Source organism: Salinimonas profundi, assembly GCF_014750655.1.
Taxonomy (GTDB): domain Bacteria; phylum Pseudomonadota; class Gammaproteobacteria; order Enterobacterales; family Alteromonadaceae; genus Alteromonas; species Alteromonas profundi_A.
Genome location: NZ_JABBXD010000007.1, coordinates 156,741 through 181,096 on the forward strand (window position 1 = coordinate 156,741; position 24,356 = coordinate 181,096).

The window sequence follows — 24,356 nt, forward strand, 5'->3', positions numbered from 1 at the left end:
CCCCGCTTAATACGTCATACACGCGGCGTTGAGCAAACCCACTGCTACTGACATAGCAGCCAGTATAGCGCCGGCAGACACTTCGTTATTGGTAATTCGCTCGGCGATGCGTGGCATGAAGGTAAATCGCAGCAAGGCAAATGCCAGAGACTGTGCGATGATGGCGACGATACCCCAAATGGCAAAATCGATGACTGATAAGGAGTTCGCCGCGGCGCCTGACAGGGCTAGTGCAAAACCGATAATCGCACCACCAAAGCCCACTGCAGCGGCAACATTTTTTTCTTCTTTTACCAGCTTCCATTCATCATGGGGCGTAACGAATGCATACACGAATTTGAAAATAAAAAGAAAAACGATCGAAATTACAAAATACAGGGCGAAATTATCCAGTCCTGCCAGTGATGCCATTATTGAATCCATGCTTAATCCTCTAGCCGTTAATTTGAATATCGGTTGGTAATACGTCGAAGCCAGTGCTTATCACAAGGCAACGATCTTTATTGTTATTAATTATTTTTTCTTCGCCCACCACTAAAAGCGACTCGAAACGCTCATCATCAAGCGGGCGTTCATAAAGCATCATAAACTGATCGGTGGTACTTACATCACCATCTTCTTCATAGGTTTTTTCAGTAACAGCCACCGGGGGAGAATTATCGCCAACCGCATCCCATACGCGGGTGAAGGTTTTACCCTCAATCTCGTAGGTAGGCTGTGAAATGAGCGAGTTAAGACACTCATTCCACTGTGCATCATTGCCTATGGTTTTGGTATCGTAGAAGTGCCACAATTTCACATCGGTAATATGGTTTTCGGTCAGGCCGCCATCGGTCACCACCTGTAAAAAACCGTCATCATCAGTATAAAACCGCAGTAGATTCCCGCCTGAATCCAGTTGGGCGTGGCCAACGGCCTGTATAAGCTGTGACGTGGCACATGTTTCGATTATTAAGTCAGGCGTAAGTACTTTCAGTTTAAGTGCATCAAGCTCAAAAGAACCACCCAGATATAAACCCATGATTTCAGGTGATTTGGGAGCGGCGGGTGCGGCAGATTTACGGCCAAAAAGCTTACTGAACATATCAGCTCCCCAGTTTTTGCCAGTCAATGTCGGTCATACGCGCGCTGGCGATATAGAAAATTGTATCATTCGCTGACACTGTTACCGCAGAATCAGGATTTACCACCATATTTTTATACACCCCGCCCGGCGCAAAGCCAATAAAGATTGCGTCATAATGCTTTTTCATATTGATAAAAAGCTGGCCCACGGTCAGTGTGTCGCAGTCTTCCGGCACTGCGACGGAAAACTGGGCCTGTCCGGCATCCACACTTATCAGATCATGATGCAGCATACTGGAACCCGGATCGAAGACAGATTTGGCCAGCATTTCAACGGCCACGCTGGGTGTGCATTCTACATTAGGGCAGTGGGTTTGCAGCAATGACACCAAAGAATCATCGCTGAAATAAGCCACCTGATGCGCATCCGGATTACGCTTTGTGCAATAAAGGGCGGTAGTCAGGGTCACATCATCAGACGGGTTGTCGATAAGAATGACACCGGCCTCGGCAATGCAGGCCCGATCCATGTCATCATCTTTATTAAATGATTCCACATGAACGAACTCAATCTGGCCGGGCAGAGGGTTGGTAATATCCGCTTTCACACATAATACGATGTCTGGTTTAACCGCTAAATCCTCACGCTCTTTGAGCAACAGGTCTAACAGCAGCATAGTCTTTTTTTCATTCCAGCCAATGACCAGAATATGATTATTTACATGAAGGGTTTTCATTCCGGTTAATCCTTTTTTCCACTGGTCACTTACCCAGGCTGCGATTCGCCCTATTACCATGGCAAATATACTCAGACCAACAGGTATAACGAATAATGCGACAATGACTTTGCCGGCGGTAGTAACCGGGGACAGGTCGCCATAACCTACCGTTGACGCCGTCACGGCCAGCCAGTAAATGAATTCGACCTGACTGATAAGCGCCTGCTCACCTGCTGCGCTGAGCAAAGACCAGCTCATTAGCCCATAAATTAGGGTGATCAGTACAATGGTGTACCATCTTGATTCGCTGAAGTAGCGAAGCATTAATCGACGAAGCTTTGTCCAGGAGGCCATAAGCCGGGTAACATCCTGTTTCTGTTATCGTTATAGTAGTAGTATGCCTGTGGCAATCAGCACGGGCAAGCGTGTGCGACGAACATAAATGCGTCTAAGGGATAATAAAAGCTAATTGGGAAACTTGCAGGCTGAGCAAGGATATGAAGACACCGGAAAGTGCACTTATGGCATAAGGCTGCAACACAGGGTTGCTTAACAGGTGCCTTACATAAAAAAGCAGAGCGCATGCTCTGCTTTTTTACTTTAGCTGCCCAGAATCCGGCTCAGTTCATCATCCGCCGATGATTTACCACCTTTTATACCTGCTTCTGACAAACGTTTTTCCAGATCCGTGTTGCTATCTTCACTGGCCAGCTCTTCAGCTGCTTCAAGCTCAGCGCTGCGCATCTTCTGTTTTTCCTGAATACGGCTAAGCGATTCCGTGGCCGTTTTCATCTTGCTGTTGGCGCCCATGTGTCTGGAAGACACGGCGACCTGAGCCTTTTGCACGCTTTCTGTGGCTTTGACCATATCAACCTGCTGTTCAAGTCGACGCAGATTTGCCTTTGCCTGCTGAATATTACCGGCCAATTGCTTTTCTGATTTATGGAACTGATCAAGATACGCTTGTTCCTGTTCACGCTCTTCTTTTAAATCAGACACTTTCTGCGCACAATCCAATGCCAGTTGGCGATCAGAATCTATCGCTTTGCGCGCATGTGCTTCATATTCACTGATTGAAGCATTGAAACTATCAATTTTTTGCTGTGAAAGTTTACGCTTAGCCAGAATCTGGGTGCGAGCATGATCAGATTTACGTAACTCTTCTTTTGCTTCGCGGATTTCCTGTTCCAGAATTCGTATCGCCTGACTATCCACTGCTGCCTGCGCTGCTTCGTTCGCACCGCCTTTAACCGCTGTAATAAGCTTTTTCCAAACAGACATTCGCTTCTCCTGCTTTACTAATTATTGAAGGTGGGTTTCGTACGCATCAAGAAACGACGCGACATTCTGAAACAGGGTTTCCACCTCAATGACAATACTTTCTGCTTTTGACTGTGCACTGAGTGCGCCAAACGCGGTGTAGTATTCCTGCTCATTGATGGTTGAAATACCAACCGTGGTGAGTGGAAATACCATATGAGATGACAAAATCTCATGATCAAGAGCAGCTTTATCTTTTACCTGGTCGGCTGAGAACAGCAGGCTTTCAACTAAAATCTGTTCGCCACTGATTGCCAGCCACGCATCGATGCCATCCTGATTGGCGATTAGCAGACACCCTTCCTCACGGGTAACTACAAAATCGTCGTATTGCGTCAAAAGGGATTCAAGTTGCGCAAGATCCCATGTCATAGTGTCTCTCCTTTGCATATTAAGCGAATGATTACGCAGCCACTTTACCCATAAAGCAGCGATACGCCAACATTCACAAGGTTAGTGTAGACATAGAGGCGGTGAATGGTCAATAATAAAAGCACTCAAATGTGTAATAAAATATTTTTTCGTGAATCATTGTTCACAAATGGTGGCTAAATTGGTTGAGCAAACACACTGGCGGCAAGTCGTTCAAAGGCTTGTAAAGTCGCAAATGTCCATCCGGGGCGTGAAGTATCAGATGCTAAGCGATCGATTGGCAGGCATCGGTATTACTCAGAGCGCAGATAACCTTCGTAATAAAGTCAATAAAGGGATAATGGGGGCAGATTTGTTACTGGCAATTCTGATGGTGCTGAATGCTAAGGGAGTCGACGCTGATAATTTAGCCGAGATCCTCGCTGATCTTCAGGCCAAAGACAGGTAAACTGTGCGCCATTAAAATAGCCCGGCAAAATACCGGGCCTAAGGGAAATAGGATAAGTATGGGAGAACATCATCTCTATTTGCACTTATCTTAACCGTTTAAGTTTGTTTGTGTACTTTTTGTGCGTATCGTGATTTATATAATGGTATTCATATGTAAACCGATCCGATGAGTACTGATATTATTGCCTGAAAAAGTAGTGCCTGGACCCATGAAATTAAGCGACTTTAACTTCTCGTTACCTGAACACCTCATTGCCAAATATCCTACCGAACAGCGCAGTGCTAGCCGTCTGATGCATCTTGACGGTAAAAGCGGCGAGGTCGGGCATCGTATGTTCGCCGATATGCTGGCGCTGGTGGAGCCCGGCGACTTACTGATATTCAACAATACGCGGGTTATTCCTGCCAGACTCAAAGGCAAGAAGCCAACGGGCGGACAGGTGGAAGTGCTTGTTGAGCGAATTCTGGATAACAATTGTGTTCTCGCGCATGTCAGAGCAAGCAAGGCCCCTAAACCGGATACACAGCTTATTCTTGAAGATGCCGTTAATGTCACCGTTACCGGGCGACAGGATGCCTTATTTCTTTTGCGCTTCGACCATGATGAACCGGTGCTGTCTTTATTGGAAAAGTACGGGCATATGCCGCTTCCGCCTTACATAGACCGGCCTGATGAATCCAGTGATAAAGAACGCTATCAGACCGTGTATAACCAAAAGCCCGGTGCAGTTGCTGCGCCCACCGCGGGTTTGCATTTTGATGATGCCATTTTGCAGAAACTGGCCGATAAGGGCGTACAGACCGGCTTTGTAACCTTGCACGTCGGTGCAGGGACATTTCAGCCGGTGCGGGTGGATAATATTCTTGAACATCAGATGCACGCAGAGTATGCAGAAGTGCCGGATGACGTGGTTGAGCAGGTTCGCCAGACGAAAGCCAGCGGCAAACGGGTTATCGCGGTAGGTACAACGTCAGTGCGCTCACTGGAGTCGGCAGCAAAAGCAGCGGGCGAGCAGTTGATAGCGCCGTTTTTTGACGATACCGATATCTTTATTTATCCGGGCTTCTCGTTCAAAGTCGTGGATGCCATGTTCACCAATTTTCACTTGCCAGAATCCACATTGATGATGCTGATAAGCGCCTTTGCCGGGCGTGACAATGTAATGAATGCCTATGCACAAGCTATTGAAAAGGAATATCGGTTCTTTAGTTACGGCGACAGTATGTTTATCGAAAAAGCATAAAAAGTCGTTCGCGGGCATCTTTTTACCATGATTGACTTCTTTCAGACATGATCTGAGTGTCAGAACTGGTATAATCGCCGCCAATTTTATTTAGAGTCTGCGCGCTAGCGCCTGAGATCAGGATATTCGCATTCATGCAATTTGAGTTGTTAAAGACAGAAGGTAAAGCCAGACGCGGTCGTCTGGTATTTGACCGGGGCGTGGTCGAAACACCCGCCTTCATGCCGGTTGGCACCTATGGCACCGTGAAGGGAATGACGCCCGAGGAATTAGAAGACAGTGGTGCGCATATTTGTCTGGGGAATACCTTTCACCTGATGTTGCGTCCGGGTACGAGCATCATTAAACAGCACGGTGATCTGCACGATTTTATGCACTGGGATAAGCCAATTCTGACTGACTCAGGGGGCTTTCAGGTTTTCAGTCTCGGCGATTTGCGCAAGATCACCGAAGAAGGGGTTACGTTCCGCTCACCTATCAATGGTGAAAAGATTCTGCTCACGCCGGAAAAATCCATGGAAGTGCAGCGCGATTTGGGCTCAGACATCGTGATGATTTTCGATGAATGCACACCTTTCCCTGCCACTGAGCAGGAAGCGCGTTTGTCGATGGAAATGTCACTGCGCTGGGCCGAGCGAAGCAAAGAAGCCCATGGTGACAGTCCGGCAGCACTGTTTGGTATTATCCAGGGCGGCATGTACGAAAATCTGCGGGATGTTTCCCTGGCCGGGCTCGAAGAGATTGGCTTTGATGGTTACGCGATTGGCGGCTTATCAGTGGGTGAGCCCAAAGAAGATATGATCCGCATCATTGATCATACAGCGCATCAGATACCCGACGACAAACCACGCTATCTGATGGGCGTGGGCAAGCCAGAAGATATCGTTGAGGCGGTACGTCGTGGTGTTGATATGTTTGATTGTGTAATGCCGACCCGAAATGCCCGTAACGGCCACCTGTTTGTGACTGAGGGTGTGGTTAAAATCCGCAATGCCAAACATCGCAATGACACCGCCGCGCTGGACGAAAATTGTGATTGTTACACTTGTAAAAACTATTCGCGGTCTTATCTACATCATCTGGATAAATGCAATGAGATTCTTGGCGCGCGTTTGAATACTATTCATAACCTTCGGTATTACCAGCGTGTGATGCAGGGACTACGTGATGCACTGGATGCCGGTGAGCTGGATAGTTTTGTTAAAGAATTTTACGCACAAAAAGATATGCCGGTACCGGCACTATAACAACAACGAAGATAGAGGAAGATTATGAGCTTATTCATTTCTAACGCTTACGCACAATCTGCGGGCGGCCAACAGGGTGGCGGCTTTGAAATGCTGATTATGCTGGGCGTGTTTGGTCTGATTTTTTACTTTTTACTGTACCGTCCGCAGGCCAAGCGCGTGAAAGAACACAAAGCGTTGGTGTCATCGCTGGGTAAAGGTGACGAAGTACTTACTCAGGGTGGCCTGGTAGGGCGCATCACCAAGGTATCAGAAGAAAAAGACTTTATCGAAATCGCACTGAACGAGACCAATAATATCGTTGTGCAAAAGTCATCTGTGACTGCTGTTCTGCCAAAGGGCACGATGAAAGCAATCTAAACGTTTCTACGCCGGGGCCGGATATATTAGTTCCGGCGACCGGCTAAAAGGAATTTGTCCGTGTTAAACAAGAATTCTGTCTGGAAGGTACTGCTCGCCGTACTCATCGTTGCGATGTGCGCGTTGTATGCGCTTCCTAATCTTTACGGTGAAGACAACGCCGTTCAAATCTCAGCCGGCAGAAATGCCACTGTGACCGAATCAATGGTCGCTCAGGTGCGCGATACGCTGGATGCCAATGAAATCGATACGAAACGTATAGAGTTCGAAGACGGACAAATTCTGGTTCGTCTGAAAGATTCTGAAGCGCAGCTTAAAGCGCGTGAAAATCTGGAGCGTGCGTTAGGTGATGACTATGTGGTCGCAATGAACCTTGCTGCTGATACGCCGCAATGGCTTGAGGACCTTGGTGCATCACCGATGAAACTAGGTCTGGACTTGCGTGGTGGTGTTCACTTTCTGATGGAAGTGGACATGAGTGAAGCCATTGCCAAGTCGCTGGAAGATGCTGAAAGTGATTTTCGTACCGCACTGCGCGAAGAAAATTTGCGTTATCGCGCTGTTAACGTGCGTGATGGATATGTCGATATCAAGTTTCGGGACGAAGAAACGCTGGAGAGCGCGCAGTTCTTTCTGCGAAACCGTAACCGCGATCTGTTGTTTACCGAACAGGACAACCTGGTATTACGGGCTTCATTTTCTGAAGATAAGCTGAAAGAAATTCGCGATTACGCGGTGAAGCAAAACATCACTATTTTGCGTAACCGGGTTAACCAATTGGGTGTTGCTGAACCGCTGATTCAAAAGCAGGGTGCAGATCGCATCGTAGTGCAGCTACCGGGCGTACAGGATACTGCAAGAGCAAAAGAGATTCTTAACGCAACGGCGACCCTGGAGTTTCGTCTGCTGGACAGAGAACACGATGTTCGCGATGCCATCAATGGCCGTGTACCGCCAGGCACACAGTTAATTAATGATAAAAACGGTCAGCCACAGCTTCTGGAAAAGCAGGTTATGCTGACGGGTAACCACATTATCGATGCGAATAATAGTGTTGATGAATACGGTATCCCGCAAGTCAACATATCACTGGACTCTGAAGGTGGTAATAAAATGTCCCGCGGGACGCGCGGGAATATCGGTAATCCCATGGCAACGGTCTTTATCGAATATAAAGCGACCGGGGAGAAGACCGATGAAGGCAAGCTGGTCTTTGAAAAGCATGAAGAAGTCATCTCGGTTGCTACTATTCAGGCTCAACTTGGCAGTAGTTTCAGAATTACTGGTCTTGATTCGCCTAAAGAAGCCCGTGACCTGGCGCTGTTGCTGCGTGCCGGTGCGCTGATTGCTCCCATCCAGATTGTCGAAGAGCGTACTGTCGGGCCAAGCCTGGGTGCTGAGAATATCGAACTGGGTATGCAGGCAATCATCTATGGTCTGATAGCGGTACTGGCTTTCATGCTTCTTTACTACAAAGCCTTTGGTATTGTTGCTAACATCGCTCTTGCCACTAACCTGGTCATGATCGTTGGTATCATGTCGATGATTCCTGGGGCCACACTGACGTTACCTGGTATGGCCGGTATCGTATTAACTGTCGGTATGGCGGTTGATGCCAACGTGCTGATTTTTGAGCGGATCCGCGAAGAATTGCGTGATGGGAGAAGCCCGCAGCAGGCAATTCACCAAGGCTATGACAGTGCCTTTTCAACCATTATGGATGCTAACATTACGACGTTTATCGCTGCATTGATTTTATTTGCAGTAGGCACGGGACCCATTAAAGGGTTCTCAATTACGCTGATGATTGGTATCGCCACATCCATGTTCACCGCTATTCTGCTAACCCGTGTTATTGTTAACGCTGTCTGGGGTGGCCGTCGCGTGAAGAAGCTGGCGATTTAAGGAGCGTTATCAATGCGATTAGTTAAAGTATCTGAAACCATCAACTTCATGAAGTTGCGCACTATCACGATGGTGCTCTCTGCTGTTTTGTTGATTGGTTCTGTTGTCTCGCTGGCAGTGAACAGTCTCAATTGGGGACTGGATTTCACCGGCGGTACATTGATTGAAGTGGGTTATGATAAGCCTGCCAATCTATCTGAAATCCGGACAACGTTAAACGGTGCTGACTTTGAAGATGCGATTGTTCAGAACTTCGGTTCAAGTGAAGCAGTCCTGATCAGAATCGCACCCCGTGAAGGTGTGAAGTCGGCGCAAATTGGTAATCAGGTGGTTTCCGCGTTACGAAGCTCCGGCGACAATGTCGAGATGCGTCGTATCGAGTTTGTCGGGCCTAATGTCGGTGAAGAGCTGACAGAGCAGGGCGGTCTGGCGATGCTGGTGGCGCTGCTGTGTATTCTGGTTTATGTGGCAATGCGTTTTGAATGGCGTTTTGCACTGGGATCGGTCTCTGCGTTGGCGCACGATGTTCTGTTAACACTGGGTTTGTTTTCTGTTCTGCAGATTGAATTTGATTTGACGGTGCTGGCTGCGGTGTTAGCGGTTATCGGTTACTCGCTTAACGATACAATTGTTGTGTGTGACCGTATTCGTGAAAACTTCCGCAAAATCAGAAAAGGCGGACCAACGGAAATTGTAAATATCTCCCTGACACAGACGCTGAACCGGACAATCATTACATCACTGACCACAGTGTTGGTATTGGTGGCGCTTTTCTATAAAGGCGGCGCGCTTATCCACGGTTTTGCGACCGCACTGCTCTTCGGTGTGGTTATTGGTACGTACTCTTCTATCTATGTTGCCAGCTCAGTGGCACTGGCACTGGGTATCAGTAAAGAAGACCTGATGCCACCGCAGGTGGAAAAAGAAGGCGCAGACCTGGATCCGATGCCGTAACGTTGATGGTTATCTGACAATATTAAAAGGCCGCTGATGACAGCGGCCTTTTTTATTGGCGCTGTCCCGTCCTGAAATACGCCTTCAATAATGAGTTAAGGCTTACCACCTTTATTTTAATAGCCAGAAGCAGTTTTTTGCTGACGTTACTCCGCATGGTGTTCGTGTTTGCTAGATGCTTTAAAGGCATGATAAATCGCCATATGTAGCGCCTTGCCATGGTGTCATTCTCTTTGCCACCGGCAGCGGCAATAAGTTTATTGTCTGATAGTGCCGGAATGTCACGTGGCAGCAGATGCTCTTCGTTTTTCCATAAACCCGGACTAACGATCGTTTAGCGCCAAAACGGGGGAATTTTTTAGATAATGTGTAATGGCGAACGATCCGGCTAAAGACTGTCCTGTTGAGGTACGCTGACCTGAGGCCCGGTATTTGTTATTTATTGATGGTGTGAATTCCCCTTCGATAAAACGAAGAAATGCAGCAAGATTTTTAGAGATAGGCAATGCATTATTATCCAGAGCGGGTTAACAGGGAAAGGTGAAACCACGCTTTCACGCCACATTGATGATACTCACGACAGTAGGTTGCGGCGCAATGCCAATTCGTCGGAAATAAAAGAAACCGCACGATTCAGGCTAGAGGTATAACGCTCTTTTCAGCAGAACCCACCAGATTGATGACAGGAAAACTGGCCTGTCAGATCTTTATCATAGAATGGGCCAGATCAATATTAAACGTACTGGTTTGTTTCTGGTACGTCGATTTCACTGAACAAATGTGGCCGGGTGTGATGTGCCGGTTATGAGACCTGTCACAATATTTCAACGTTGGAAACGATATGGTAGCGTAGAAGCCGGATCTTCTTTCAAAGGATTGATAATGAAAGCTGCAATCACTGCATTTATCGTGACTGTCATGTTCTCGGTAACCGCGACAGCCGGCGTCACTAAGTGGCTCGAATTCGAATTGCGTCGCGGTCATATCGTTCTCCCGGCAACAGTCAGTGGCATTCCCACCCATGCTATTCTCGATAGCGGTGCGCAATTCAATGCGATTAATACTGCATTTATGGGCAAGCACAACCTAAGCTTCAACCGTGTTGGTAAAATTCGGGTTCAGGGCGCGTTTGGCGAAGCGGTACAGGACAAATTGTCCGGCTTGCCGGTGGGGCTATTTGGCGCCGAAACTACCTTTGATCAGGTCGTTGGGCTTGCGTTAGGCCATCACTCAAAAGGATTACTGCTCGGCGCGCCATTATTTTACGGCAATATCATGCAGATTGATTATCCGGGCAAACGTCTTCGGCTTGTCACCCGGGATGCCATGGCACTAAATGAGTTTACAAACATAAGGATGGTCGATCAGAAAGGGTCGGGCATGCCACTGGTGCAGGTGACAATAGAGGGAAAAAATATCTGGTTGATACTGGATACGGGAAATAGTGCCGGTGTGGTCATAGAGCGACCCCTGGCGCAGGATATGGGATTAATAAAGCAGGAAAATGGCATCGCAGGCGCCCGGGGAGCAACCAAGCGCATCCACGTAGAATCAACTCGCGTTGAGGAAATGCAGTTTGGCCCGTTTACCCTGGAAAATGTGCTGATTTCGTTTAATGCCGAAGGCAACAGCATCAGACTGAAAAATCAGTACAGCCAGACAGGCACCCGGATAAATGGCAAGCGCGTATCCGGGCTTATCGGCTTTGATGTGCTTAAACATTTTGTGCTGACAATGGACTATGCCCGGGGACAAATGCATGTAGGGCTGCCTGACGAGTAAGTGTGAAATATATTCACTAAAAAGTATGACCAGCTCGACGGCATCAGAAAAGCACAGTGTTTTGTTATTCGGTGAGAACCGGCCATTTTTTATTGGCGTAATCAGCGACAGAACCATTCATCAGGAGAACGTCGGTGCTATGCAATCCACTTAAAACTCACACGGTTACTTTACGCGGGAATGATGCGCATCTGGGCAAGTTTGATGCGACCCTTCAGGAAGGGCGGGTGTCAGTCTGGGCCTCGCCGGATATTATTCGGTCACATAAAATCATTTCGGTCGAACTTGAAGGGCGTGTACTGACATGCGTACCGACAACGAGACTGCGATGCACGCGTTCGTTTTTTCTTTCGCCGGATTGTATTGAAGTGCCGGTAAAAACGCATTAACAGGCAATAAAAAACGGTGCTGTAAGCACCGTTTTTTTGAGTCACCGGAAAAACGGCAAAATTACTTAAGGTGTTTAAGTAATGCCTGTACCACTTTGGGACTACCAGCGACAATCTCACCTTTGTATAAAGGATCATTTCCGCCTTTAAAGTCGGTTGCCAGCGCGCCCGCTTCCTGCACCAGTAACTCACCGGCAGCGATATCCCACGGTTTGATGCCACGCTCCCAATAGCCATCATGACGACCTGCTGCGACATATGCCATATCAAGCGCGGCGCTACCTGCACGGCGAATATCGCCACATTCATGAAAAATTTTATTCAGGCTCAACGCATATTCGCTGTACTGAGTTTTGTTTTTAAACGGCAGGCCGGTTGCCAGAATAGTATCGGACAGATCCCGTGGTTTAGTCGCACGGATACGATAGCCGTTTAACTGAGCACCTTTGCCCCTGCTTGCTGTAAACAGCTCGCCGCGAATAGGGTCAAAAACCACTGCCTGATCCAGACGACCCTTATAAAGAAGTGCTATTGAAACGGCAAAATGAGGAATGCCTTTGATAAAATTGGTGGTGCCATCCAGCGGGTCAATAATCCACTGAAATTCGTTGTCAGTACCTTCTGTTTCACCACTTTCCTCACCCAGAAAGCTGTGGTTTGGGTATGACTGACGAATCTTGTTGATGATCGCTTTTTCTGCTTCCTTGTCGATGTGGGTAACATAATCATTGTCGCCCTTGGACTGCAATTGTAAATCGTCGCGGTGTTCAAAACCACGAACTATAAGAGAACCGGCAACGCGCGCAGCGCGAACCGCGATATTCAGCATCGGATGCATAGATAACCACCAATTGTAAAAGATCGATACCGCAGAGAGGAGCTCTGGGTTAAAAAACGCGCGAAGTGTACCCGTTCGCCTGCCAATATGCAATGCATAGACGTAATTGACGGTATGGTGCGAAGCGTGTGCAGAGATAGCCATCTAGAGCTCTACTGTGCTATTATCGCGAGCAAACAGGACAGGCAATCGTTATCAAATGCTAAGTAATATAAAAATCGTGCTGGTAAATACATCGCATACGGGAAATATCGGCTCTGCCGCCCGCGCCATGAAAACTATGGGGCTAAGCACCCTGTGGCTGGTTGACCCCGTCCAGGCACCGGATGGTAAAGCGAGCGCGCTGGCTGCCGGCGCCGGTGATGTGCTGGGTAATGCCACCACCGTAGGTTCGCTGGAAGAAGCGGTGGCCGATTGCGGTCTGGTAGTTGGTACATCTGCACGCTCGCGTACTCATTCCTGGCCGATGCTTGAGCCCAGAGAGTGCGGCGAGAAGATGATCAGCGAAGTGTCAAATTATCCTGTGGCACTGGTGTTTGGCCGCGAAAATAACGGTCTGACAAATGAAGAATTACAGCAATGCCACTACCATGTCTGTATTCCGGCTAACCCTGACTACAGTTCACTGAACCTGGCGATGGCCGTGCAAACGCTCAGTTATGAAGTTCGTATGGCATGGCTGTCCCGCCAGACAATAGCCTCTGAGCCAACAGAATATCCAATCAATGATGATCTTGAGCGTTTTTATACGCACCTTGAGTCAACGCTGCAGGGCACAGGATTTATTGTAAAAAATCATCCTGGCATGGTAATGACTAAATTGCGCCGTCTGTTTAACCGCTCACGCCCTGAGGCGCAGGAATTAAATATCCTACGGGGAATATTGTCCTCGATTGATAAGGCCACAAAACCAGGTAAGCGCTAACCATGTTCGAACGGATAAAAGATGATATCCAGGGGGTGTTTCACCGCGACCCTGCCGCCAGAAATACGTTTGAGGTATTGACCAACTATCCGGGCCTGCACGCGATTTGGATCCATCGTATTGCGCACCGCCTGTGGCGGGCAAATTTCAAATGGCTGGCGCGCTCACTGTCCACGTTCAGCCGGTGGCTGACCGGTGTGGAAATACATCCTGGTGCAAAACTCGGGCGGCGATTTTTTATTGACCATGGTATGGGTGTAGTCATTGGGGAAACGGCGGAAATTGGCGATGATGTCACGCTGTATCATGGCGTCACCCTTGGCGGTACTTCCTGGCAATCTGGTAAACGCCATCCCACGCTGGAAAATAATGTGGTAATCGGTGCCGGAGCAAAAGTACTGGGACCTATCACCATCGGAGCTGGTGCAAAAATTGGTTCCAATTCGGTGGTGGTTAAAGACGCGCCAGCTGGCGCCACAGTTGTGGGCATTCCCGGTCGCATTGTTACCTCACCGGTCAATCAGCAGAAAGCCGCTGAAAACAGTGATAAACGGAACTGTATCGCGCAAAAATATGGCTTTGATGCGTACGCTATTTCTCCGGATAACCCCGATCCGGTGGCTAACGCCATGGGCATCATGCTCGAGCATATGCACCAGATGGACCACAAGGTAGAAGAGATGTGTGGTGTGATTCGCAGCATGGGCGGCAATGTATGTACAGACAATCTCAGCTCCCTGAGTAAGGAAGATTTCGCCGAAACGGGTATTGATCCGGTCATTTATGATGAGGGCGATAATCAGGACGCCTTTGACCCGAAAATCTGAAGCAGGCAATCGATAATACCTGACTAAAGCTTAAGGTTTAATAGTTGACCGTTTTAGTCAGGTATGGAACAATTTTGCCATCAGAATCTCAGTGGGGAACCTTATGAAGCTTACGTCTAAAGGGCGATACGCAGTCACTGCCATGCTCGATGTGGCCCTTCATTCTACCAGGGGACCAGTTCCGCTTGCCGATATTTCCGAACGTCAGGAAATATCACTGTCTTATCTCGAACAATTGTTTTCCAGATTACGCAGAGAAAAACTCGTCGACAGTGTCAGAGGGCCGGGCGGCGGCTATTTGCTGGGACGCGACGCTACCGACATTGCTATCGGTGAGGTCATTCGTGCGGTAGATGAAACCGTCGATGCAACCCGCTGTAGTGGCCATGCTGATTGTCAGGGCGGTGAGCGCTGTCTGACGCACAGTCTCTGGCAGGACTTAAGTGATCGAATCAGTGTCTTTTTAAACGGTATAACGCTGGGTGAATTGATGGCGCAGCGTGATGTACTGGAAGTTGCCAACCGTCAGGACAAAATCGCCCTGAAAAACCAGGATATCACAGTGAGTGTGCAGCTCTGATGGCCCGTTCTTCTTTACCCGTTTATTTAGACTATGCAGCGACCACGCCGGTGGATCCGAGAGTGGCTGAGCAGATGATGCGGTGCCTGACACTGGATGGCAATTTCGGTAATCCGGCCTCGCGCACCTATCGGTATGGCTGGGTGGCAGAAGAGGCGGTTGATGTCGCCCGTAATCAGGTGGCTGACCTGCTACAGTGCGATCCGCGGGAAGTTGTTTTCACGTCAGGGGCGACCGAATCCAATAATCTGGCATTAAAAGGCGCTGCACAGCGCTACAAAGATAAAGGTCGCCACATTGTAACGGTTGTCACCGAGCACAAGGCAGTTCTGGATACCTGCAAGTATCTGGAAACGCAGGGCTTTGAGGTCACTTACCTGGATGTAGATGAACAGGGTCTGATCGACATTGATGCATTTTCTGATGCATTGCGCGACGACACGATCATCGTGTCAGTGATGCACGTTAATAACGAGATTGGCGTTATCCAGGATATTGAGCGGATTGGCGGGATTTGTCGCGAACGTGGCATTGTTTTTCACGTCGACGGTGCGCAAAGCGTCGGCAAGTTGCCTGTTGATCTGAGTACGCTGCCCGTGGACCTGTATTCAATATCCGCGCACAAGTTTTACGGCCCGAAAGGCAGTGGCGCGTTATTCGCCAGACGTCGGCCAAAGGTGCATATTGAAGAGCAGATTCATGGCGGTGGGCATGAGCGCAATATGCGTTCAGGAACACTTGCGACCCATCAGATTGTTGGTCTGGGGATGGCATGTGAACTGGCCGCCAGCGAACTTGAAGCAGAACAGGCGCGGCTGACAACACTACGTGACAAACTGTGGTCAGGCCTCAGCAAACTGGATAATGTTAAATTAAACGGCCATAGCACTGCTCGCGTGGCAGGTAATCTGAATGTCAGCTTTTCTGGCTGTGATGGCGAAAGTCTGATGATGGCACTTAACGATATTGCCGTATCCTCCGGCTCAGCGTGCACGTCTGCCAGTCTTGAACCGTCTTATGTTTTAAAAGCCATTGGGTGTGATGCAGAAACGGCGCATAGCGGTATTCGTTTCTCAGTCGGGCGCTTTACCACCGATGAGGATGTGGAATACACCATCGATAAAGTGACCGACGTTGTTCAACGGCTTCGCCAGGCGGGTAAAGACGGTAACAATTAGCGCAAACGCCTCTTGCGCGTTGAATATTCAGGGCGGTTGGGGCATGATCCGCCGCGCTTTGCGCAGACAGGGTTTAGACTGCCTGTATCTGCAACAGCGCCGGCATTCAAATACTTGAGTGAATTAGTCAGGTATTATACAATACACCATAGATTTACAGCGTTGAGCAGCTTTTCTGGTGGCACAGAAAAGTGATGCAGGGCAAGACCGTGATGGCCGTGTAATCAAATCGCTCCGCTATGACAGGCAAACTAGTGAGATCCAAACATGAGTGAACAGATCGAACAGGCGTTATCGAGAAAGTACGATGCGGGTTTCTATTCAGAAATTGAATCTGAAACGTTTGAAAATGGCCTGGACGAGTCGGTAATTCGCCGCATCTCCGCCATGAAAAACGAACCTGAATGGATGCTTGAGTGGCGTCTTAAGGCGTATCACGCATGGCTGAAGATGGACGAGCCTGAATGGGCGCACGTGGATTACCCGAAAATCGACTTTCAGGAAATCTCTTACTATTCCGCGCCCAAAAGTATGAAGGATAAACCGCAGTCTCTGGATGAAGTTGATCCAGAGCTGTTGCGTACCTACGAAAAACTGGGTATTCCCCTGCATGAGCAGGAAATGTTGGCCGGTGTTGCCGTCGATGCGGTGTTCGACTCCGTGTCGGTGGTAACCACATTCCGTGAAAAACTCGAAGAAGCGGGAGTAATCTTCTGCCCAATCTCTGAAGCGTTGCAGAAATACCCTGACCTTGTGAAAAAGTATATTGGCTCGGTAGTGCCGCGCAGCGATAATTTTTATGCGGCGCTAAACAGTGCAGTATTTACTGACGGTTCATTTGTTTATATTCCAAAAGGTGTTCGTTGCCCGATGGAATTGTCGACCTATTTCAGAATTAATGAACAGAACACCGGTCAGTTTGAGCGTACGCTGATTGTTGCCGAAGAAGGCAGTTATGTCAGTTACCTTGAGGGCTGTACCGCACCACAGCGTGATGAAAATCAGTTACATGCCGCCGTTGTTGAGCTGGTGGCAATGGATGATGCACAAATCAAATATTCAACCGTGCAAAACTGGTATCCGGGCGATGAAGATGGCAAGGGCGGTATTTATAACTTCGTGACCAAGCGTGGCGTTGCCCATACCAACTCAAAAATTTCGTGGACTCAGGTTGAAACCGGTTCTGCGGTTACCTGGAAATATCCAAGCTGTGTGCTGAAAGGCGATAACAGCGTTGGTGAGTTTTACTCTGTCGCGCTCACCCGCGGTCGTCAGCAGGCCGATACCGGCACCAAGATGATTCATATTGGTAAGAATACCCGCTCGACCATTATCTCTAAAGGTATCTCAGCCGGCCGCAGTAATAACGCATACCGTGGTCTGGTTCAGATGGGCCCGAAAGCCGATGGCGCCAGAAACTTTACCGAGTGTGATTCATTGCTTATCGGCGATCAGTGTGGAGCACATACATTCCCGTATATCGAAAGTCGCAATCCGTCAGCCATTGTTGAGCACGAGGCGACGACATCCAAGGTCAGTGATGACCAGTTATTCCTTTGCCAGCAGCGCGGTATGGACGCAGAAAAAGCCGTATCGATGATTGTGAATGGTTTTTGTAAGGAAGTATTTAAAGAATTACCGATGGAGTTTGCGGTTGAAGCCGGCAAACTGCTCGAAATCAGTCTTGAAGGTTCAGTGGGGTAATAATGCTTAAGATAAATAATTTACATGCTAGCGTTGAAGATAAAACGATTATCAAAGGCTTGGATCTGGAAGTAAAACCAGGTGAAGTTCACGCTATCATGGGCCCGAATGGTGCCGGTAAATCCACACTGGGCTATGTGCTTTCCGGACGTGACGGCTATGAAGTCAGCGAAGGTAGCGTTGAGCTTGAAGGCGCTGATTTGCTGGATATGGAAGTTGAAGAGCGCGCGCAGGCTGGTCTTTTTCTGGCATTTCAGTATCCTGTAGAAATTCCTGGCGTTAGCAATATGGAATTTATGAAAGAATCGGTGAATGCGATTCGTGAGCAGCAGGGCAAAGAGTCCCTTACTGCAGCTGAATTCCTCAAAAAAGCGAAAGCGGCATGTAAGCAGGTGCAGCTTCCTCTGGATTTCTTAAAGCGTGGTGTAAACGAAGGTTTCTCTGGTGGTGAAAAGAAGCGTAACGAAATCATGCAAATGATTTTGCTTGAGCCGAAGCTTGCCATTCTTGATGAGTCGGATTCTGGTCTGGACGTGGACGCGCTGCAGGTTGTAGCCGATGGTGTTAACAGCCAGCGTGACGGCGAAAGAAGCTTTATTGTTGTCACGCATTATCAGCGTTTGCTTGACTATATCAAGCCTGACTTTGTTCATATTCTGGCTGACGGCAAGATCGTGAAAAGTGGTGATGCGTCGCTGGCGCACGAAGTTGAAAAGTCAGGATACGCATTTTTAGGTAAAAAATACGAGGAGGCAGAAGCATGAGTCAATGGCTAAACGAAGTCATTGAGAGCGCGTCTGCAACATCGGATTTTCTTGCTCCGGTTCGAAAGCAGTCGTTACGTTCTCTGGGACAAATGGGCTGGCCGGGCCGCCGCAACGAAGCGTGGCGATTCACCCCGCTGACCTCCCTGGATAAAAGACAGGTAAAGCATTCGCAGTCAGCGACATCTGCAGAAGTGCCCGTTATCGAAGGCCTGGATGCACTGGAACTGGTGTTTGTTGATGGCAAGCTGACCACAGATATTGAAACGCTGGCTGCACCAGAAGGTGTGTCAGTAAGCTCGTTTGCAAATCTTGATGATAAGCAACAGCAAGTCGCCAGCGATCTGTTCGGGCAGATCAAGCCTCATCATCATGTGTTTGGTCTGGTTAATGATATCGCCAGCGAACAGGGTATCTTTATTGATGTGGCTGAAGGTGTCACCGTTGATAAGGTTATCCGTATTACCAATACCGTTACGCAGGATGTCGATGCACACACACGAATCCTGGTGCGGATAGGTAAAGGCGCATCTGCGAAAATCTTTGAGGATGGACAGGGCGCCCAGGCAAGTATGTCGACAGCCTTTTCTGAGTTTGCCATTGAGGATAATGCGCACCTTGAACATTATCGCTTTGCGATGATGACCGGAGAAGCAATGCAGGTCGGTGGTACGCACTTCAGACTTGGCAACGAATCAACACTTAACAGCACGGTAGTCGGCTACGGTAGTGAACTGTCCCGCCTGGATGTAGATATCATTCATGCCGGTGAGCATGCCAATGCCAAAATGAATGCGGTGTATTTGCTGGCTGAGGGCGAGTTGTTCGACCTTCACTCGAATATCGAACATGCCGTTCCTAACGGCGTTACCGAAGAAAATGCGCGTGGCATTATCGGGGACCGGGCCCGGGCAGTATTTAACGGCCGCATTCACATTCATCGTGATGCGCAAAACACGCTGGCTGAGCTGAATAACCGTAATCTGCTGCTTTCACGCAGAGGTATTATCAATACCAAGCCTGAGCTTGAGATCTATGCTGATGATGTAAAGTGTGCTCACGGTGCCACCGTTGCAGAGATTGACGATGAAGCATTGTTTTATCTGCTTACACGTGGTGTTGAACGCAGTAAAGCGCTGGTTATGCTCAACTTCGGGTTTATTCAGGAACTGGTTAATCAGATGCCTGATGCAGCAATCCGTGAATGGCTGCTGCCTAAGCTGAGTGAGCGTTTTGCGCATATGGAGGTCAAATGAGTTTTGACGTAGCGTCGCTGCGCAAACAGTTTCCTATCCTCCAGCGTGAAGTCGATGGTAAGCCGCTGGTTTACCTTGATAATGCGGCAACGACACAAAAGCCTCAGGCCGTGCTTGACGCCATTATTGACTACTACACGACCTGCAATGCGAATGTGCACCGTGGCGCGCATCAGTTATCTGATGAAGCAACACGCCGTTATGAAAAGGCCCGGGACGCAGTCGCCCGGTTCGTCAACGCCGCAGCGCGTGAAGAAATTATCTGGACCAGTGGCACCACTGAAGGTATCAACCTGGTAGCCAATGGCCTGGCGCAGTTACTCAAAGACACCGACGAAGTGGTTGTCACTGAGATGGAGCATCATGCCAATCTGGTTACCTGGCAGCAGGCCTGCAAGCGTGCGGGTGCAAGTCTTAAGATAGCGCCGATACACGATAACGGCGAGCTGGATATCGAGGCATTTACGGCTTTACTGAGTCCGGCAACCCGTTTGGTTGCCATGCCCCATGTATCGAACGCGCTGGGAACCGTTAACCCGGTAAAAATGCTGACCGCAGAGGCCAAAAAGGTCGATGCCTGGGTGCTTATCGATGGGGCGCAGGGCATTGCTCATGGCAATGTCGATGTACAGGACATCGGCTGTGATTTTTATGTGTTTTCAGGACATAAAATATTCGCCCCTACCGGTATCGGGGTTTTGTGGGGTAAACGCGATGTGCTGCAGGACTGGCCTGTCTGGCTAACCGGTGGCGAGATGATTCAGGACGTAACTTATCAAAGTGCGACCTGGGGTGTGTTGCCGAACCGACTGGAAGCGGGCACACCTAATATTGCCGGTGCAATTGGACTGGCCGCTGCCTTAAACTGGTTCAGCGAGCTGGATACCCGCGCACTGCAGACCCATGAGAAAACACTTTTAACCAGTGCTCATGAACAGGCGCAAGCCTTTGAGGGGCTGCGCATGATCGGCACAGCGCAGGATAAAATTGGTGTGCTCAGCTTTTTATTGGAAGGCGCGCATCCGGCTGATGTGGGCTTTATTCTCGACAGACAGGGAATTGCTATTCGTACCGGCGATAATTGCGCCCAGCCGCTCATGAAGCGTTTGGGTATTCCCGGTACTGCCAGAGCGTCATTCTCTATATATAACACGCTGGATGAAGTGGACGCTTTATTTGACGCATTGCGTAAAGCCAGAACAATGCTGGCATAGCAGGAGAATTTTATGAGTGTAGAAACATTTGTACCCAGTGATAAAGTGGTATCTCTGACCGATTCTGCATTAAAACACTTTGCCAAAAAGCTGCAAAATAGCGACAAAAAGTGGATCCGGTTATCAACAAAAGTCAGTGGATGTACCGGTTATGCCTATGTCATAGATTTTGCAGACGGCCCGGCGGAAGGTGATGAAACTGTTGAGGCCGGTGACAACGTCATGGTGGCTGTGGACAGCAGCGCAGTGTCACTTATTCGCGGTACTGAAATCGACTATGTTACCGAAGGGGTTAACGGCATTATTAAATATAATAATCCGAACGTGGTTGACGAATGTGGCTGTGGCGAAAGTTTCAATATAGGGTAATTCATCATGGCAGCACAAAAAATGGTGGTCACAGAGCGTGAATGTACAGCACGCCTGGTGCCTGCCGGCGACATGACGGTTATCCCCGAAGGCGAGTTTGTAACTATCACTCAGGAGCTTGGCGGGAACTATACGGTTACGTGGCGCGGTAATATGTACCGGATTGATGGTACAGATGCTGATGCCATAGGTCGTACCGCCAAGGTGCTCGATTTTCCTGAGCCGGAAGACAGTAAAATCAGTGAGCAGCAGGTCTGGGATGCGCTGGAGACGATATACGATCCGGAAATTCCGATAAACCTTGTTTCTCTCGGCCTTATTTATACGGTTAACATCGATCAGTCTTCAAAGGCGGTAAATATCGCGATGACCCTGACTGCACCGGGTTGCGGAATGGGGCCTGTGCTTGTAGGCGACGTGGAATACCGTGTCGGCATGGTGCCTTTTGTGGACAGTGTCGATGTTGACCTGGTGTTTGATCCGCCCTGGTCAAGAGAAATGATGAGCGAAGAGGCGCAACTGGAAGCCGGTTTATTTTTCTAATAACAGACGTGGAACTGCAATACGATGGAATTACCAGATAGTCAGGAAATTGTTGATGATTTAGCGTTTTTCGATGATTGGGAACAGCGCTATCAATATATTATTGATCTGGGCAAAGCAATCAGTGGTCTTTCTGAGGAACAGAAGACCGATGACAGACTGGTCAAAGGCTGCCAAAGCTCTGTCTGGCTCATCGAGCGCATTGAAAATGGTCGTATCCGATTTGAGGTGGACAGCGACGCTGTTATCGTGCAGGGCTTGTTGGCACTGGTGCTGGCGGCTTATGATGATAAAACGCCTCAGGAAATACTGGCATTTGATATTGATGGTTATTTCGCTGAGCTGGATTTAGAACGACACATCAGCCCGACCCGCGGCAACGGATTACGCGCTATCGTGGCAAAAATACAGGCCCTGGCGAAACGATCGGTATCCTGATGGGGCTGTCATAGGTCTTTCATGAACGCCATGCTAGACTGCATTTAAACACAATACCGCGTCACGGTAAAACGCCACTGGCAAATCAGGGTTTTATTGCCTATAATTCGCGGCCAAAATTTTTAAACGAATTATCGGAGACAAACACATGGCGCTAGAGCGTACTTTCTCTATTATCAAGCCTGATGCGGTTGCTAAAAACGTAATCGGTGCAATTTACAATCGCTTTGAGACCGCAGGTCTGCGCATCGTTGCATCTAAAATGGTGCACCTGAGCAAAGAACAGGCAGAAGGTTTCTATGCAGAACACAAAGAGCGTCCTTTCTTTGGTGCACTGGTTGACTTCATGACATCTGGCCCGGTAATGGTTCAGGTACTTGAAGGCGAAAATGCGATTGTTAAGAATCGTGAAATCATGGGTGCGACTAACCCTTCAGAAGCAGCGGCAGGCACATTGCGTGCAGACTACGCAGTGTCGATTGACGAGAATGCCGTTCACGGTTCAGATGCACCAGAATCTGCATCACGTGAAATTGCTTATTTCTTCTCTGAAGAAGAAATCTGTCCACGCACTCGCTAAGCGAAGGCGAAAAACAGAGAAAAGGAGAGCATAGGCTCTCCTTTTTTGTATGGATATTCATATCCAGGCAGCATTTCGTTGCTTTTACCGCATGGCGCGGTGTGGTAGAATTCGCGCCCAATTTTTGTACAGGACGGGTGCGAACTGCGCCGGCCAGTACACGTTTTCACGATGTTTAAAGTAAGGTCATTTACGCTATGGCAAAGACAAATCTGTTAAATCTCAATCGCGAGGGTTTGCGTGCGTTTTTCAAGGAAGTCGATGAAAAACCGTTTCGCGCTGACCAGGTGATGAAATGGATTTATCACCATGGTGTCAGTGATTTTTCTCAGATGTCCAATCTGAACAAAAACTTGCGTGCCAAGCTTGAGGCCAACAGCGAAATTATTGCGCCCGAGATCGCTTATTTTCAGGAAGCCAGCGATGGTACGATTAAGTTTGTACTGGCGCTTGAAGGCGGTCAGGAAGTAGAAAGTGTGTGGATCCCGGAAAGTGACCGCGCCACGTTATGCGTGTCGTCACAAGTCGGGTGTGCGCTGGAATGTACTTTTTGTTCAACCGCGCAGCAGGGCTTTAACCGCAACCTGACCTGTAGTGAAATTATCGGACAGGTATGGCGGGTGGCCACGCATCTTGGGCTGTCGAACGATTCAGGCAAACGTCCTATAACTAATGTTGTCATGATGGGAATGGGCGAACCGTTACTTAATCTTAAGCACGTGGTTCCTGCCATGGATATCATGCTGGATGATTATGGGTTTGGTTTGTCCAAGCGCAGAGTCACATTGAGTACATCAGGTGTCGTGCCCGCGCTGGACAAGCTGGGCGATATGATTGATGTCGCCTTAGCGATTTCTCTTCATGCACCCAACGATGAGCTTCGCAACGAAATTGTGCCCATCAACAAAAAATACAATATCGAAGAATTTTTGGCTGGTGTAAGACGCTATCTGGGTAAATCAAAAGCCAATCAGGGTAGGGTGACAGTAGAATATGTGATGCTTTCACATATCAATGACAGTACTGAACAGGCCCATGAGCTGGCGAAAGTGCTTAAAGATACGCCAAGTAAAATTAATCTGATTCCGTTTAATCCTTATCCCGGATCGCCGTATACGTGCTCATCTAATTCACGCATGGACCGTTTTGCCAAAGTCCTTATGGAGTATGGCTTTACCGTTGTTGTACGAAAAACCCGTGGCGATGATATTGATGCCGCCTGTGGTCAGTTGGTAGGTGAAGTTGCCGACCGGACAAAAAGAATGTTGAAAAAACAGATGAAGGGTGAGCAAATTTCGGTAAAAATGGCGCAGTAGCGTTAGTTAATGGAGAT

The 24,356-nt window shown here is 48.6% G+C and carries 27 protein-coding genes; 21 read left to right on the forward strand and 6 right to left on the reverse strand.

The genetic code is table 11. The features are described 5' to 3' along the window. Nucleotides 1-6: 6 nt before the first annotated feature. The 5 genes from HHX48_RS13030 to HHX48_RS13050 form a co-directional block, all read right to left on the reverse strand. Complete coding sequence (locus tag HHX48_RS13030; protein WP_191025800.1) at nucleotides 7-423, reverse strand: DUF350 domain-containing protein; 417 nt, start codon at nucleotides 421-423, stop codon at nucleotides 7-9. A gap of 10 nt (nucleotides 424-433) precedes the next feature. Continuing rightward, a complete protein-coding gene (locus tag HHX48_RS13035) occupies nucleotides 434-1,084 on the reverse strand; it encodes a YjfK family protein (RefSeq protein ID WP_191025802.1) in 651 nt (216 codons plus the stop codon). A 1-nt stretch (nucleotide 1,085) separates the two neighbouring features. After that, a complete protein-coding gene (locus tag HHX48_RS13040; RefSeq protein ID WP_191025804.1) occupies nucleotides 1,086-2,138 on the reverse strand; it encodes a potassium channel protein in 1,053 nt (350 codons plus the stop codon). 246 nt (nucleotides 2,139-2,384) lie between these two features. Continuing rightward, nucleotides 2,385-3,065 (reverse strand): PspA/IM30 family protein, encoded by a 681-nt coding sequence (locus HHX48_RS13045; protein WP_191025806.1) that lies wholly within the window; start codon nucleotides 3,063-3,065, stop codon nucleotides 2,385-2,387. Nucleotides 3,066-3,086: 21 nt separating this feature from the next. Next, nucleotides 3,087-3,476 carry a DUF2170 family protein gene (locus tag HHX48_RS13050; protein ID WP_191025808.1) on the reverse strand — a complete coding sequence of 130 codons (390 nt, stop codon included), beginning with the start codon at nucleotides 3,474-3,476 and terminating at the stop codon, nucleotides 3,087-3,089. A gap of 169 nt (nucleotides 3,477-3,645) precedes the next feature. Between HHX48_RS13050 and HHX48_RS13055 the strand changes: the two genes are divergently transcribed. The 8 genes from HHX48_RS13055 to HHX48_RS13090 all read left to right on the forward strand — a co-directional run bounded on the left by HHX48_RS13055 (nucleotide 3,646) and on the right by HHX48_RS13090 (nucleotide 11,807). Further along, nucleotides 3,646-3,924, forward strand: coding sequence for a DUF6471 domain-containing protein (locus HHX48_RS13055; protein ID WP_191025874.1), 279 nt, complete (start codon nucleotides 3,646-3,648; stop codon nucleotides 3,922-3,924). A 211-nt stretch (nucleotides 3,925-4,135) separates the two neighbouring features. After that, nucleotides 4,136-5,170 (forward strand): tRNA preQ1(34) S-adenosylmethionine ribosyltransferase-isomerase QueA, encoded by a 1,035-nt coding sequence (gene queA / locus HHX48_RS13060; RefSeq protein ID WP_191025810.1) that lies wholly within the window; start codon nucleotides 4,136-4,138, stop codon nucleotides 5,168-5,170. Between the two features lie 134 nt (nucleotides 5,171-5,304). Continuing rightward, a complete protein-coding gene (gene tgt, locus HHX48_RS13065) occupies nucleotides 5,305-6,417 on the forward strand; it encodes a tRNA guanosine(34) transglycosylase Tgt (protein ID WP_191025812.1) in 1,113 nt (370 codons plus the stop codon). Nucleotides 6,418-6,441: 24 nt separating this feature from the next. Next, the gene (gene yajC / locus HHX48_RS13070; RefSeq protein ID WP_191025814.1) at nucleotides 6,442-6,777 is read left to right on the forward strand and encodes a preprotein translocase subunit YajC; all 336 of its coding nucleotides are present in this window, start codon (nucleotides 6,442-6,444) and stop codon (nucleotides 6,775-6,777) included. Nucleotides 6,778-6,837: 60 nt separating this feature from the next. Next, a complete protein-coding gene (secD, locus tag HHX48_RS13075; protein WP_191025816.1) occupies nucleotides 6,838-8,682 on the forward strand; it encodes a protein translocase subunit SecD in 1,845 nt (614 codons plus the stop codon). Between the two features lie 12 nt (nucleotides 8,683-8,694). Continuing rightward, nucleotides 8,695-9,636: a protein translocase subunit SecF gene (secF, locus tag HHX48_RS13080; RefSeq protein ID WP_191025818.1), complete on the forward strand. Its 942-nt coding sequence runs from the start codon at nucleotides 8,695-8,697 to the stop codon at nucleotides 9,634-9,636. A gap of 882 nt (nucleotides 9,637-10,518) precedes the next feature. Then, the gene (locus HHX48_RS13085) at nucleotides 10,519-11,418 is read left to right on the forward strand and encodes an aspartyl protease family protein (RefSeq protein WP_191025820.1); all 900 of its coding nucleotides are present in this window, start codon (nucleotides 10,519-10,521) and stop codon (nucleotides 11,416-11,418) included. A 134-nt stretch (nucleotides 11,419-11,552) separates the two neighbouring features. After that, nucleotides 11,553-11,807 (forward strand): hypothetical protein, encoded by a 255-nt coding sequence (locus HHX48_RS13090; protein WP_191025822.1) that lies wholly within the window; start codon nucleotides 11,553-11,555, stop codon nucleotides 11,805-11,807. Nucleotides 11,808-11,868: 61 nt separating this feature from the next. Here HHX48_RS13090 and suhB read toward each other — a convergent pair whose 3' ends face one another. Further along, nucleotides 11,869-12,645 carry an inositol-1-monophosphatase gene (gene suhB / locus HHX48_RS13095; protein ID WP_191025876.1) on the reverse strand — a complete coding sequence of 259 codons (777 nt, stop codon included), beginning with the start codon at nucleotides 12,643-12,645 and terminating at the stop codon, nucleotides 11,869-11,871. Nucleotides 12,646-12,844: 199 nt separating this feature from the next. Here suhB and trmJ point away from each other — a divergent pair, with 199 nt between their 5' ends. The 13 genes from trmJ to HHX48_RS13160 all read left to right on the forward strand — a co-directional run bounded on the left by trmJ (nucleotide 12,845) and on the right by HHX48_RS13160 (nucleotide 24,339). Continuing rightward, on the forward strand, nucleotides 12,845-13,570 hold the full coding sequence (trmJ, locus tag HHX48_RS13100; RefSeq protein ID WP_191025825.1) for a tRNA (cytosine(32)/uridine(32)-2'-O)-methyltransferase TrmJ: 726 nt from the start codon (nucleotides 12,845-12,847) through the stop codon (nucleotides 13,568-13,570). A 2-nt stretch (nucleotides 13,571-13,572) separates the two neighbouring features. Further along, nucleotides 13,573-14,397 (forward strand): serine O-acetyltransferase, encoded by an 825-nt coding sequence (gene cysE / locus HHX48_RS13105; RefSeq protein WP_191025827.1) that lies wholly within the window; start codon nucleotides 13,573-13,575, stop codon nucleotides 14,395-14,397. Nucleotides 14,398-14,500: 103 nt separating this feature from the next. Further along, complete coding sequence (gene iscR / locus HHX48_RS13110; protein ID WP_191025829.1) at nucleotides 14,501-14,977, forward strand: Fe-S cluster assembly transcriptional regulator IscR; 477 nt, start codon at nucleotides 14,501-14,503, stop codon at nucleotides 14,975-14,977. Further along, nucleotides 14,977-16,155 (forward strand): IscS subfamily cysteine desulfurase, encoded by a 1,179-nt coding sequence (locus HHX48_RS13115; protein ID WP_191025831.1) that lies wholly within the window; start codon nucleotides 14,977-14,979, stop codon nucleotides 16,153-16,155. The genes iscR and HHX48_RS13115 overlap by 1 nt, the downstream gene beginning before the upstream one ends. A gap of 267 nt (nucleotides 16,156-16,422) precedes the next feature. Further along, nucleotides 16,423-17,859, forward strand: a complete 1,437-nt coding sequence (gene sufB, locus HHX48_RS13120; protein WP_191025833.1) for a Fe-S cluster assembly protein SufB — start codon at nucleotides 16,423-16,425, stop codon at nucleotides 17,857-17,859. 2 nt (nucleotides 17,860-17,861) lie between these two features. Continuing rightward, nucleotides 17,862-18,623, forward strand: a complete 762-nt coding sequence (sufC, locus tag HHX48_RS13125; RefSeq protein ID WP_191025835.1) for a Fe-S cluster assembly ATPase SufC — start codon at nucleotides 17,862-17,864, stop codon at nucleotides 18,621-18,623. Further along, entirely contained in the window at nucleotides 18,620-19,879 is a 1,260-nt protein-coding gene (gene sufD / locus HHX48_RS13130; protein WP_191025837.1) for a Fe-S cluster assembly protein SufD, read from the forward strand. The genes sufC and sufD overlap by 4 nt, the downstream gene beginning before the upstream one ends. Then, nucleotides 19,876-21,093, forward strand: coding sequence for an aminotransferase class V-fold PLP-dependent enzyme (locus tag HHX48_RS13135; protein WP_191025839.1), 1,218 nt, complete (start codon nucleotides 19,876-19,878; stop codon nucleotides 21,091-21,093). The genes sufD and HHX48_RS13135 overlap by 4 nt, the downstream gene beginning before the upstream one ends. Nucleotides 21,094-21,105: 12 nt before the next feature. Further along, the gene (locus HHX48_RS13140; protein WP_191025841.1) at nucleotides 21,106-21,462 is read left to right on the forward strand and encodes a HesB/IscA family protein; all 357 of its coding nucleotides are present in this window, start codon (nucleotides 21,106-21,108) and stop codon (nucleotides 21,460-21,462) included. Nucleotides 21,463-21,468: 6 nt separating this feature from the next. Further along, nucleotides 21,469-22,005: a putative Fe-S cluster assembly protein SufT gene (gene sufT / locus HHX48_RS13145; protein ID WP_191025843.1), complete on the forward strand. Its 537-nt coding sequence runs from the start codon at nucleotides 21,469-21,471 to the stop codon at nucleotides 22,003-22,005. A 24-nt stretch (nucleotides 22,006-22,029) separates the two neighbouring features. After that, nucleotides 22,030-22,443: a SufE family protein gene (locus HHX48_RS13150; protein ID WP_191025845.1), complete on the forward strand. Its 414-nt coding sequence runs from the start codon at nucleotides 22,030-22,032 to the stop codon at nucleotides 22,441-22,443. Between the two features lie 148 nt (nucleotides 22,444-22,591). Further along, nucleotides 22,592-23,023 carry a nucleoside-diphosphate kinase gene (gene ndk, locus HHX48_RS13155; protein ID WP_139755721.1) on the forward strand — a complete coding sequence of 144 codons (432 nt, stop codon included), beginning with the start codon at nucleotides 22,592-22,594 and terminating at the stop codon, nucleotides 23,021-23,023. A gap of 197 nt (nucleotides 23,024-23,220) precedes the next feature. Next, nucleotides 23,221-24,339, forward strand: coding sequence for a bifunctional tRNA (adenosine(37)-C2)-methyltransferase TrmG/ribosomal RNA large subunit methyltransferase RlmN (locus HHX48_RS13160; protein ID WP_191025847.1), 1,119 nt, complete (start codon nucleotides 23,221-23,223; stop codon nucleotides 24,337-24,339). Nucleotides 24,340-24,356 lie beyond the last annotated feature (17 nt).

Excerpts from the sequence above, each read along its gene's own strand:
- HHX48_RS13030 (WP_191025800.1), bottom strand. The coding sequence starts at position 423 with ATGGATTCAATAATGGCATCACTGGCAGGACTGGATAATTTCGCCCTG.
- HHX48_RS13035 (WP_191025802.1), bottom strand. The coding sequence starts at position 1,084 with ATGTTCAGTAAGCTTTTTGGCCGTAAATCTGCCGCACCCGCCGCTCCC.
- HHX48_RS13040 (WP_191025804.1), bottom strand. The coding sequence starts at position 2,138 with ATGGCCTCCTGGACAAAGCTTCGTCGATTAATGCTTCGCTACTTCAGC.
- HHX48_RS13045 (WP_191025806.1), bottom strand. The coding sequence starts at position 3,065 with ATGTCTGTTTGGAAAAAGCTTATTACAGCGGTTAAAGGCGGTGCGAAC.
- HHX48_RS13050 (WP_191025808.1), bottom strand. The coding sequence starts at position 3,476 with ATGACATGGGATCTTGCGCAACTTGAATCCCTTTTGACGCAATACGAC.
- HHX48_RS13055 (WP_191025874.1), top strand. The coding sequence starts at position 3,646 with ATGGTGGCTAAATTGGTTGAGCAAACACACTGGCGGCAAGTCGTTCAA.
- queA (WP_191025810.1), top strand. The coding sequence starts at position 4,136 with ATGAAATTAAGCGACTTTAACTTCTCGTTACCTGAACACCTCATTGCC.
- tgt (WP_191025812.1), top strand. The coding sequence starts at position 5,305 with ATGCAATTTGAGTTGTTAAAGACAGAAGGTAAAGCCAGACGCGGTCGT.
- yajC (WP_191025814.1), top strand. The coding sequence starts at position 6,442 with ATGAGCTTATTCATTTCTAACGCTTACGCACAATCTGCGGGCGGCCAA.
- secF (WP_191025818.1), top strand. The coding sequence starts at position 8,695 with ATGCGATTAGTTAAAGTATCTGAAACCATCAACTTCATGAAGTTGCGC.
- HHX48_RS13085 (WP_191025820.1), top strand. The coding sequence starts at position 10,519 with ATGAAAGCTGCAATCACTGCATTTATCGTGACTGTCATGTTCTCGGTA.
- suhB (WP_191025876.1), bottom strand. The coding sequence starts at position 12,645 with ATGCATCCGATGCTGAATATCGCGGTTCGCGCTGCGCGCGTTGCCGGT.
- trmJ (WP_191025825.1), top strand. The coding sequence starts at position 12,845 with ATGCTAAGTAATATAAAAATCGTGCTGGTAAATACATCGCATACGGGA.
- cysE (WP_191025827.1), top strand. The coding sequence starts at position 13,573 with ATGTTCGAACGGATAAAAGATGATATCCAGGGGGTGTTTCACCGCGAC.
- iscR (WP_191025829.1), top strand. The coding sequence starts at position 14,501 with ATGAAGCTTACGTCTAAAGGGCGATACGCAGTCACTGCCATGCTCGAT.
- HHX48_RS13115 (WP_191025831.1), top strand. The coding sequence starts at position 14,977 with ATGGCCCGTTCTTCTTTACCCGTTTATTTAGACTATGCAGCGACCACG.
- sufB (WP_191025833.1), top strand. The coding sequence starts at position 16,423 with ATGAGTGAACAGATCGAACAGGCGTTATCGAGAAAGTACGATGCGGGT.
- sufC (WP_191025835.1), top strand. The coding sequence starts at position 17,862 with ATGCTTAAGATAAATAATTTACATGCTAGCGTTGAAGATAAAACGATT.
- sufD (WP_191025837.1), top strand. The coding sequence starts at position 18,620 with ATGAGTCAATGGCTAAACGAAGTCATTGAGAGCGCGTCTGCAACATCG.
- HHX48_RS13135 (WP_191025839.1), top strand. The coding sequence starts at position 19,876 with ATGAGTTTTGACGTAGCGTCGCTGCGCAAACAGTTTCCTATCCTCCAG.
- HHX48_RS13140 (WP_191025841.1), top strand. The coding sequence starts at position 21,106 with ATGAGTGTAGAAACATTTGTACCCAGTGATAAAGTGGTATCTCTGACC.
- sufT (WP_191025843.1), top strand. The coding sequence starts at position 21,469 with ATGGCAGCACAAAAAATGGTGGTCACAGAGCGTGAATGTACAGCACGC.
- HHX48_RS13150 (WP_191025845.1), top strand. The coding sequence starts at position 22,030 with ATGGAATTACCAGATAGTCAGGAAATTGTTGATGATTTAGCGTTTTTC.
- ndk (WP_139755721.1), top strand. The coding sequence starts at position 22,592 with ATGGCGCTAGAGCGTACTTTCTCTATTATCAAGCCTGATGCGGTTGCT.
- HHX48_RS13160 (WP_191025847.1), top strand. The coding sequence starts at position 23,221 with ATGGCAAAGACAAATCTGTTAAATCTCAATCGCGAGGGTTTGCGTGCG.